Consider the following 9,281-nt stretch of genomic DNA (forward strand, 5'->3'; position numbering starts at 1 on the left):
TAAACAGCTTGCCGGAATGATCTGCAAAGCACTGCGTTTCCCATTGATAGTAAATCCGTCCGGGCGCTGCCTTGATATTCGATGATGCGGTGGTTCAGCAGGGGGTGGAACCGTTGAATGTCGCCGTGAACGGACATTGCAACTGTCGTTTCCGGTGTCGCTTCCGGCGCGCGCCCCTAGTCACCCGAATCTGAAGTTCGTCTCATTGTTCCGCTTGCTCTGAACGAACGTCAGATTCAACGAGGGTGACTAGCAAGTTTATGTTTCTAGTGTGGTTTTCGAATTTGGAATTCGTATTTGAGGTTGCTGCAATAGTGAGGCGAATTTCAAATTCACCACACTAGATTGAAGTTCAAAGGTATATGCGCTCTTTCATCGGTTGGAAGCCGTTTTAGGCTCGTGCTAAACCCGCAAAGCCGTTCGACAGGAAAGATTCGATGAAACCGGGAATTCGAACCTTTATAGCGACTTGCATGGTTTTCCTGCTGGTGGCCGTTAGCGCGGGCAGCACCTTCGCTGCTGAAGCCGGGCGCAAGCTCCTGCCACCACGTGGCGCATCCTCGCAAGCCTACCTCGATTTAACCGGCGGAAACGGCTTGCAAACCGAAATCACCTATCGGGTCGCCGATAACGATCATTCCGAGCCCGAACTTTCCAAAAACCTTGACGGGGGATGGTTCGATTTAGGTGAAACCACCGGCTGGGTGTTGCTGGCGCTGCTGGCTCTGGCGATGGCCGTTATCATATACCGGTCACGCAATGCGCTGGGGGAAATGGCCGGCCCCAAAGCACGAGGCCCATTGCCATCGGATCAAGAGCCGTTGAAACAGGCGTCCGCACCAATCGATCATGATCTCATTGAGCGACTGCGTGCGGAGCCGGACGCCGGTGAAGGCTTGCGGACTGTTCTTCAGAGGTTTCTCGTGCTCGCGGCGCAGGAAAATAGTGTTGCGGTCAAACGCAGCCTGACCACGCGGGAAATCATGCAGCGTTTGCCGGGTCAATTTTCGCACCGGTCCGCGCTCGAAACACTGGCGTCCGAAGTCGAACGCGTTGTTTTCGGTGGCAAGCCGATCGAACCAGAGCAATATCAACATTGCCTCGATCTGGCGGCTCCCTTTCTCAGGAGGGCAAAGCCGTGAACGAGCGATCACCGGACGGTGCGTCCGGCAATTCCGTCCCTCTCATTGTCCTGGCTTCGGTTGTGATTGCCGGAATTGCGCTGATGTTCTTTTCATCGTCAGGGCGTATTGAGCGCAGTGCCATAGGCACGGATGGCCTTGGAATATGGCTGGCAGAGCAGGGACTTGGGGTCGAGAAGAAAGCGCCCGAAGAGATCGTCGGCGAAAAGACACCAATCCTGCGGATTTTGCCGCTCTACGACACCGATCTGACCGCCGGGCGTCAGGATATAGAGGAAGCGGACGCAGATTATCCGCGCGCGACCCTTCGCAACCTGTCTCTTGAAACGTTTCTGGCCAAGATTGAAAGTGCGGATACGCTCGTGGTGCTGCCCAAATGGCGTAGCGACATGATCACCAGCGGGACAGCTGACCCCGGTGTCCTTATTCCACAAGGCCAGATGACGGTCTTTGGCTATGGCCGCGGCTCTTTGATTACCACCGCCGGTGATGGTTTTGTGCAGTCTGCCATTACTGGGGATCAGACCGGAGAAACGTTTGAAGGCGATGCCGCACTCTATGCGCCGCGTGTGCTCAGAGATAGCCTCGAAGATGTTTGCGAGCCAATACTGACGCTGGCCGGACGCGGCACGCTTCTGGCCCGTTGCGCAGATATCTGGGGCGAAGGGCTAAGCTTCTACCTGTTGTCCGACCCCGATCTGGTGAATAATCACGGACTTGCCAACGGCGACAATGCCGATCTGGCTTCGCGGATAATCTCGAAACTTGCCGAAGGCCGTCCGGTCTATATCGATACGACCACCTATGCCAATATCGCCGATACAAGCGGGCTTGACCCGCGGCAGCGTTCGCTTGCGGATCTGCGGCGGTTCTTCGAATACCCGTTCTCGCTGTTCTGGATCGGTATTGTCATCGCGTCCGGGCTCGCGCTCTGGCGCGGAAGCCGTCGTTTCGGCGCGCCTGTCGGCGAAGCCCAAATCCTCGATGTGGCATCCAAGGTGCGCACAATTGCAGCTTCTGCCAGACTGTTAAGGCTTTCAGGAAGTCAGGACGATCTTGCTTCTGCCTATCTCCGGGCCCGCATGGTGACACTTGATGATATCGTGCTTGGCGCAGCCCGGCGTCCGATGAGCGGCGATGAGGTGGCCGCCGAGATACTCCGGCGGGTCAGGCACCGCGTTCCGGAAACCGGTGCGCGTCTGTCGGATGCCTATCATCAGGTTGCCGGCCCTGCCGCGGCTTCACAACAGCGCCTTGCTGCGCTCATACCCTTTGAAAAAGCATTTCAGGAGACCCTTGATGCATTTGGACATGCTTCGCGACCTTCGTGACCGGTTGACCGGTGAGATTGAAAAAGCGGTGCAGGGGCAGGGCGAAATTGTCGAGCTCCTGTTGGTTTCCCTGTTTGCGCGCGGTCACTGCCTGCTCGAAGGGCCGCCCGGCACAGCCAAGACGCTGCTTGCGCGCAGCCTCGCCGCGGCACTCAGCCTCGATTTCAAGCGTATCCAGTTCACGCCCGATCTCATGCCGGGAGACGTGACGGGCTCGAACATATTCGACTTCGATGCGCGGCGTTTCGAACTGGTCAAAGGGCCGATCTTCACCGACATCCTGCTCACCGACGAGATCAACCGCGCGCCGCCGAAGACGCAGGCTGCCCTTCTGCAGGTGATGAGCGAACGTCAGGCGACCATTGACGGCGTCGACCATTCCGTCGGCGATGTGTTTTTTGTGATCGGCACGCAAAACCCGATAGAACAGCAGGGCACTTACCCTTTGCCGGAAGCGCAGCTTGACCGGTTCCTGTTCAAGCTGATCGTTGACCACCCGGATGAGGCCGCGGAGCTGGAAATTCTCAAGCGTCATGCCAATCAGGGACTTGATGCGCATGCGCGACAGGCGGCGATTACCCCCGTTGCGGGTCTGGAAGACATCCGCGCCGGACAGGCATTGATCGACGAAATTCGACTGGATGACACGATCCTGCGTTATGTGCTGGCGCTTGCGCGGGCGACGCGTGAAGATGGTGATATCGCCTACGGTGTATCGACACGCGCCGCTGATGCCTTGTGTGGCGCGGTTCGTGCGCGCGCTGCGCTCGACGGACGTGATTATGCGCTTCCCGACGACGTCAAAAGCCTGTTTATCCCGGTGATGCGTCACAGGATCGTTCTTGGACCTGCTGCAGAAATCGAGGGCCGCACACCAAGGGCGGTGCTGGATGCTATCCTCGACAGAACCGAGGCACCGCGCTGATGCGTCCATCCGTTCTCGCTCTGGTTCTGGCATGTGCTGTTGCGGCTCTGACGGTCGCTGTTCTTGCTGTGCCTTCGGCTCCGGTTGAAATCGCTGTCGGCGCATGGCTGCTGCTCGCCGCTGCCGGTCTTTCAGACTGGATTCTCAGCCCGGGCGCACGTCACTTCACGATGGACGTGAGCGCCCCTGCTGAAATCTTTCTGGGCGAGGAGGCGATTGTCGCATTTCACCTGAAGCGCAGAGATGGCAGACAGCCGGTTCCGCCAGCTTTCGGGCGGATGCGCTGGCCGGATGGCGTGAACGGTTCGGGCACTTTCAGGCTTATGCCCAGTGGTGGAGACAGAGCCTCTGTCGATCTTGCTGCGCGCGCGATGAGAAGAGGCAAGTGGCAGCTCACTTCCGTCTGGACCCTTCGCAAGAGCCGTTTCGGCCTGATCGATCTGATCGGCAGGCATCCGATTGAACACGAAATATCGGTGGTTCCGAATATCCGCTCGATCACCTCGGGCGAAATCGACATGCAACTGGCGGCAACGGAATTCGGAGCGAAAGCAGCCAGCGTTCATGGTGAAGGCTCGGAGTTTCATCAACTCCGGGAATTCGTGGCCGGGATGGATACCCGAACGATCGATTACAAGCGCAGCGCACGGCATGGCGCATTGGTGGCGCGCCAGATGCAGGCGGAGCGCAACCATTCGATTGTGCTTGCGCTCGACAACGGCCATTTGATGCGCGAGCCGATCAACGGGCTTACCAAGATCGATCACATGATCAATGCATCGCTGGCGCTTGCCTGGGCAGGCATCCAGAGCGGGGACAGAGTTGGCCTCTTCGCATTCGATGCCCGGCCACGCCTGTTCGTTCCGCCAATGGATGGGCGACGCGCCTTCACCCAGTTGCGCTCTCACACCGCCGGGCTGGAATACAGGCTGGTCGAAACCAACCATACGCTTGCGCTCAGTCACCTGCATCAGCGTCTTTCACGGCGCAGTCTGATCGTCGTGTTCTCCGATTTCGTCGACACAACGACGGCAGAGCTTCTGATTGAAAACATGCAGGTGCTCAACAGGCATCATGTCGTGGTTTTCGTCAGTCTGCGCGACCCGCTGCTTGAGGCCTATCACCGCAAGCCGGTAAACAGTCTCAATAATGTTTCCGAGGTTGTGGCTGCCGCAGACCTTGAGCGTGAGCGCCGGCGGGTGCTGGACAAGCTGTCCCGGCTTGGCGTGTTCGTCATTGAAACAGCACCGGGCGCCCTCAGGCCGGAACTTATCTCAACCTACCTCTCCATCAGGTCGCGGGAGTTGATATGAAAACATCCGGCGAAACGATCCGTTCAAGCCGCTTCCGCCTGGAGCGCGAAGACGACTGGCTGCGGCTGCAAACCATTCTGGACCAAGCCGAACGGAAAGGCTTGAAAAGCCTCGCATTTAAAGATGCACGCGATCTCGTAACGCTCTACCGTCAAGCCATCAATGCGCTTTCCGTCGCACGTGAGATCTCGCTCGACAGCGCGATTATCGTCTATCTGGAGAGCTTGTGCGCACGCGCCTATCTGGTTGTCTATGCACCTCGCGCCAGTGTTCGCGGCGTTGTTGCTCGCTTCTTCCGTTCAGGCGCGCCGCTGGCATTTCGCCGTTCCGGTCTAGAGCTTCTGGCTGCCTTCGCTTTGATGGTTCTGGGTGGGGTGGCCGCTTTTGTGCTGACACAAACGGATCCGACCTGGTTTTATGCCTTCGTTCCGGAAGGACTGGCGGCGGGGCGCGGGCCTCAGGCCAGCGCCGATGCGCTGCGCAGGGTGATCTACGACAGCGAGCCGGGCGCGCTTGACCAGCTCGGCGCTTTTGCGACCTATCTTTTTTCCCATAATACGCGTGTAGCGATCTTCTCCTTCGTTCTCGGCATCATCGCCTGTGTGCCCAGCGCACTGCTGATGCTCTACAATGGCAGCATTATTGGCGCGATGGGGGCGATTTATGCCGACAAAGGTCTGGGGCTCGACCTGTTCGCATGGCTCTCGATCCACGGCGTCACAGAGCTTTCCGCGATTGCCATTGCAACGGCGGGCGGCTTCCGCCTGGGCCGCGCAGTCCTTTTTCCGGGAGAAAAAACACGCAAGGCCGCTCTTGCATATGCCGCGCACGATGCGGTCAAGCTCGCAGTGCTTGCGGCCCTGATGCTGCTGGCTGCAGGCCTTCTGGAAGGCTTCGCCCGGCAACTGGTGAGCGCACCGATGTGGCGGATCGTGATCGGCTGGAGTATCGGTGCGCTCTGGCTTTTATGGTTGCTGGGCGCAGGGCGGAAACGGGAGCTGGCAAAAGCACGTTCGGCGGATGATGAAGATGCCCGTCAACTGGTCACGGAGGTGGCGTCATGAAGGCCGGGGAGGCAGCCGCAAAATCCGGGATCGTGAAAGGCAAGCGGAAACCGCGGACGCAAAGGAAAGCAGGCGGCAGAAGGGTCCTTACGATCGTGCCGCCCGAGGGCGTACCGTTCGATCTCCGGTTAGCCAGCCTGTTTGCACGGACTGGTGCTCAGATCATCGATATCATCATTACCGTTGTTTCCAGCCTGCTTTTGCTGTTGGCACTCGGACTGACCGGATCGGTTGATTTTGATACTGCCCAGGCGATTGCATCCCTGATTTTTCTCTTTATTGGCACGCCTTATTATATCATTGCCGAACTGCTTTCGAATGGAAGGACCCCCGGCAAGCGGATGCTTGGTATCCGCGTTGTCGCCGTTGATGGCGGCGGATTGTCTGTGCACCGCATTGTGGTACGCAATCTGATGAAGGAGATTGAGATCTTCACGCCAATCCTCCTTCTTTTCTCATCGTCGGCCGATAATCTGCTTATCCCCCTGATGGCAATCTTATGGCTGATCGTCGTCATTATTTTCCCTGCCGTAACCAGGCACTCTCAGCGTATCGGAGACCTGATTGCCGGAACGGCAGTGATTGCGAAACCGTCTGCGGCACTATTGCCTGATCTCGCCAGCCAGTCTGCGACAATTCCATCAGCCGAACGGTTCGTTTTCACGCCCGCTCAGATGGATCTCTATGGCGCGTATGAACTTCAGGTTCTGGAGCAGTTGCTGCGTGGTGAGCGGAACGATGTAAACCGGCCACGGCTTTCCGATGTGGCAATGCGTATTCGTCGCAAGATCGGCTATGAGGAAACTGTCGCGCCGCACGAGGAAGAGGAATTTCTCCAGGCCTTTTACATCGCGCAGCGCGGGTATCTCGAACAGAAAAAACTATTTGGGGATGCACGTGCCGACAAGTATCACGACGCACAGCATTCCGATGCAAGCTGAGCGTGCTTTTTTATTGAATTTTATAGACTTTTTGTTCTGACACGTTCACTACACACGATCTTTTCCACGTCTGAAGCAGTTGAAGGAGCAGACCAGACATGACATCCACCGACGCAACGACCACCCAGCCATCCTTTGGGGTTGCCGACCGGATCGGAGAAACCTTCTCCGTATTGCGCCAGCGGTTCCTGACCTTTGTCATTCTGTCCGCCGTGCCGGGCATCCTTGTGCAGCTTGCGTCCTATGCGACCGGTCTGGGGACCACGAATCCTCTGGAGGCCGATCCGGCAGCCACCGCCGCAATGACGCAATCTGTCGGCACAGCCATCTTCGTTCTGGGGGTTTTGCCGATCCTCGTCTACGCGGTGATGACGGGCATGATGGTGATGGCGGCTTATGATACCAAAGCAGGCCGCCCTGTTCGTTTCGGCGCCTATCTGACTGCGACGGTTCGCCGCCTGCCAGCACTGGTGATCGTGACCATTATCGCGGCGCTGGGCATCACGATCGGTTCTATGCTGTTCCTCGTGCCAGGCCTGTGGCTTGCAGGTGTCTGGGCAGTCTGCGTTCCTGCAATCATGATTGAAGGTCTGGGCATTGGCGCTCTTGCGCGCAGCAGCAGACTGACCAAGGAGTACCGCTGGCCGATCGTCGGGTTTGTTGTCCTCACCTATATCATCATCAGCGTCATCACGTTTCTTGTTGCCATGGCAGCTGCCTTTCTGCCGGTTCCGGCAATTCTCGTCGCGATTATTCTGGGACTGATCAACGGTGTTACGACCGCTCTGGTCTCGATCGCTGTTTCGGTGGCCTATGCACGGCTGCGCGACATCAAGGAGGGCGTCGGCTACGCCGATCTTGCCGAGATTTTCGACTGATATACGTCGCGGGCGTCAGGTGAAATCACCCGACGCCCGCAAAAAATCGCTATAACGACCAACCAGAATGGTCGTGCTTTTCAAAAAAGAAGATCCGTTTTAAAGTCCGCATTCCGCAAACAAGCGGGGCAAAGCTTCTTCTGAGCCGGTCAGATCAAACTTCAGTTCATTGGCTGTACCGTCCGCACTGGTGACCTCGAAGACAACTTCGCTGGTTTCGGCGAAATCCTTGAGGATCGTATAGGCATCCTCATTGTACAGGGCCGCCCGTGTGCCTGCCATGGATTCGACCCAGCCTTCCTCGTAACGGTGCTTGCCATCGACGGTGTAATTTACGTCGATAAAGCCGTCGTCGGCGACCGCAAAGGTCCGCGGCGCTGCAGATACATCGTGATTCAATGCAACGATCAGCGTTCCATCAAGGCATTCACCGGCGAGCGTCCAGTGTTTATGCTCATTCATCAGCTGATATTCATTGGCCGCAACAACAAGCTGATCAATGTCGTCATAGCCCTTGCTGTCGTCACCATATGACCACCAGCCCATCATTTCTTTATAGCCGTTTTCCGATGCAAGCTGGCCGTAAACGCCGGAGTAATCGATTTCCGGGTGGTCCGGGTCGGCCCAGTCCTGAGCGGTGGCGGCAGAGGCGGATATAAGGAGAGCGATAGACAGATATTTAAGGCGCATGAAATTCCTCAATACGGCTCTTGTTTTTTCAGCAAACGAGGCGTTTCTAGCTATAAAGTTTATTTATTACAATGACCTAGTGGAATGATTTTGACATTTGAATCCCACCTGCCGCCAGTGATCGTTTCAAATGTCAAATTCGAAAATTCCACTAGAAACATAAATTTAGCTAGTGGTTCTTTTGATTCCGGCATTTGGTGTCAAGCGGATCGGATTAAGTTTGAACCATTGTGATATAGAAGCCCGGATTTTGCAGATGTATTCGTATGGCGTCAGGCCGTGCATGGTTTTCAAACGCCGCCCGAAATTATAGGCGTTGATGACTATTTGGAGATGGGTTTCCAACTGGCCGGCCGCCATCTTATCTGTCTTCCCGTACAACTCTGCATGGCGATGTCACGCCGGACTTTTGGAAAGGCACGTCGCGTTGCGCGAGAAGTTCGGAACGCTAACGGGGCTGCTTTATCTACTTGTTTCGACGTATTCTCGCGAACGTCAGAGGTCTCCATCTAACTGTGAAATGCTCTGAGCGAACGCAGTTATATGCATTTCTGAATTTTCCATCACACGGTTTCAGGCAAGAAATTGATCCCCGTGCTATAAATGGATCTGACATGACGCCTATGCAGCAAACAAAAGCGATGATGAATGTGCTGTTGATTGTCACGGCCATCGCGCTTGTCGTGCTGTCACCTTCTGTCAGCCTGGCGGCTGTGCATTGCGAAAGTTCAGTACAAACAAGCAATATCCATTATACCGAGGCTGAGCGCTCCGTCAGTACCGTCCAACCCGGCCAGCACGATACCCATAATGCTGAAAATACTTGCTGTATCATCATTTGCGGCCTGAAGGCAGGTATACCGGCTTCTCAATTCTTGGGGCCGCTCATTGCTGAAATGACAAGTATCCGTCTTTATCAAGCAGGATTTTGCGCCCATTTTCTGTCGTCGCGGATGAGTGCGTTTGCGATTTCGATAAGCTTTCGCATGATTGCTGT

General features: G+C 56.3%; 9 protein-coding genes and 1 pseudogene. 8 read left to right on the top strand and 2 right to left on the bottom strand.

Going from position 1 to position 9,281, the window contains the following annotated elements:
- Positions 1 to 437: 437 nt before the first annotated feature.
- From EDC90_RS15985 to EDC90_RS16015, 7 genes are all read left to right on the top strand, one after another.
- Positions 438 to 1,142: a DUF4129 domain-containing protein gene (locus EDC90_RS15985; protein WP_132313419.1), complete on the top strand. Its 705-nt coding sequence runs from the start codon at positions 438 to 440 to the stop codon at positions 1,140 to 1,142.
- Positions 1,139 to 2,473, top strand: coding sequence for a hypothetical protein (locus EDC90_RS15990; RefSeq protein ID WP_132313421.1), 1,335 nt, complete (start codon positions 1,139 to 1,141; stop codon positions 2,471 to 2,473). The genes EDC90_RS15985 and EDC90_RS15990 overlap by 4 nt, the downstream gene beginning before the upstream one ends.
- Positions 2,442 to 3,398 (top strand): AAA family ATPase, encoded by a 957-nt coding sequence (locus EDC90_RS15995; RefSeq protein WP_132313423.1) that lies wholly within the window; start codon positions 2,442 to 2,444, stop codon positions 3,396 to 3,398. Before EDC90_RS15990 ends, EDC90_RS15995 begins: the two co-directional genes overlap by 32 nt.
- On the top strand, positions 3,398 to 4,711 hold the full coding sequence (locus tag EDC90_RS16000) for a DUF58 domain-containing protein (protein ID WP_132313425.1): 1,314 nt from the start codon (positions 3,398 to 3,400) through the stop codon (positions 4,709 to 4,711). Before EDC90_RS15995 ends, EDC90_RS16000 begins: the two co-directional genes overlap by 1 nt.
- Complete coding sequence (locus EDC90_RS16005; RefSeq protein WP_245511087.1) at positions 4,708 to 5,775, top strand: stage II sporulation protein M; 1,068 nt, start codon at positions 4,708 to 4,710, stop codon at positions 5,773 to 5,775. Before EDC90_RS16000 ends, EDC90_RS16005 begins: the two co-directional genes overlap by 4 nt.
- Entirely contained in the window at positions 5,772 to 6,716 is a 945-nt protein-coding gene (locus EDC90_RS16010) for an RDD family protein (protein ID WP_132313427.1), read from the top strand. The genes EDC90_RS16005 and EDC90_RS16010 overlap by 4 nt, the downstream gene beginning before the upstream one ends.
- A 98-nt stretch (positions 6,717 to 6,814) precedes the next feature.
- Positions 6,815 to 7,594 (top strand): hypothetical protein, encoded by a 780-nt coding sequence (locus tag EDC90_RS16015; protein WP_132313429.1) that lies wholly within the window; start codon positions 6,815 to 6,817, stop codon positions 7,592 to 7,594.
- 99 nt (positions 7,595 to 7,693) lie between these two features.
- Here the strand turns inward: EDC90_RS16015 and EDC90_RS16020 are convergent, their stop codons facing one another.
- Complete coding sequence (locus EDC90_RS16020; RefSeq protein WP_132313431.1) at positions 7,694 to 8,284, bottom strand: hypothetical protein; 591 nt, start codon at positions 8,282 to 8,284, stop codon at positions 7,694 to 7,696.
- Between the two features lie 165 nt (positions 8,285 to 8,449).
- A pseudogene (locus tag EDC90_RS21250) lies at positions 8,450 to 8,632 on the bottom strand (IS481 family transposase); the annotation flags it as partial.
- A gap of 266 nt (positions 8,633 to 8,898) precedes the next feature.
- Between EDC90_RS21250 and EDC90_RS16030 the strand changes: the two are divergent.
- Positions 8,899 to 9,281 (top strand): hypothetical protein (locus EDC90_RS16030; protein WP_132313432.1); only part of this gene is annotated, 383 nt, incomplete at its 3' end.

The sequence above is a fragment of the Martelella mediterranea genome, assembly GCF_004342225.1.
In the GTDB taxonomy this organism is placed as follows: domain Bacteria; phylum Pseudomonadota; class Alphaproteobacteria; order Rhizobiales; family Rhizobiaceae; genus Martelella; species Martelella mediterranea_B.

Excerpts from the sequence above, each read along its gene's own strand:
- EDC90_RS16015 (WP_132313429.1), top strand. The coding sequence starts at position 6,815 with ATGACATCCACCGACGCAACGACCACCCAGCCATCCTTTGGGGTTGCC.
- EDC90_RS16010 (WP_132313427.1), top strand. The coding sequence starts at position 5,772 with ATGAAGGCCGGGGAGGCAGCCGCAAAATCCGGGATCGTGAAAGGCAAG.
- EDC90_RS16000 (WP_132313425.1), top strand. The coding sequence starts at position 3,398 with ATGCGTCCATCCGTTCTCGCTCTGGTTCTGGCATGTGCTGTTGCGGCT.
- EDC90_RS16005 (WP_245511087.1), top strand. The coding sequence starts at position 4,708 with ATGAAAACATCCGGCGAAACGATCCGTTCAAGCCGCTTCCGCCTGGAG.
- EDC90_RS15985 (WP_132313419.1), top strand. The coding sequence starts at position 438 with ATGAAACCGGGAATTCGAACCTTTATAGCGACTTGCATGGTTTTCCTG.
- EDC90_RS15995 (WP_132313423.1), top strand. The coding sequence starts at position 2,442 with ATGCATTTGGACATGCTTCGCGACCTTCGTGACCGGTTGACCGGTGAG.
- EDC90_RS16020 (WP_132313431.1), bottom strand. The coding sequence starts at position 8,284 with ATGCGCCTTAAATATCTGTCTATCGCTCTCCTTATATCCGCCTCTGCC.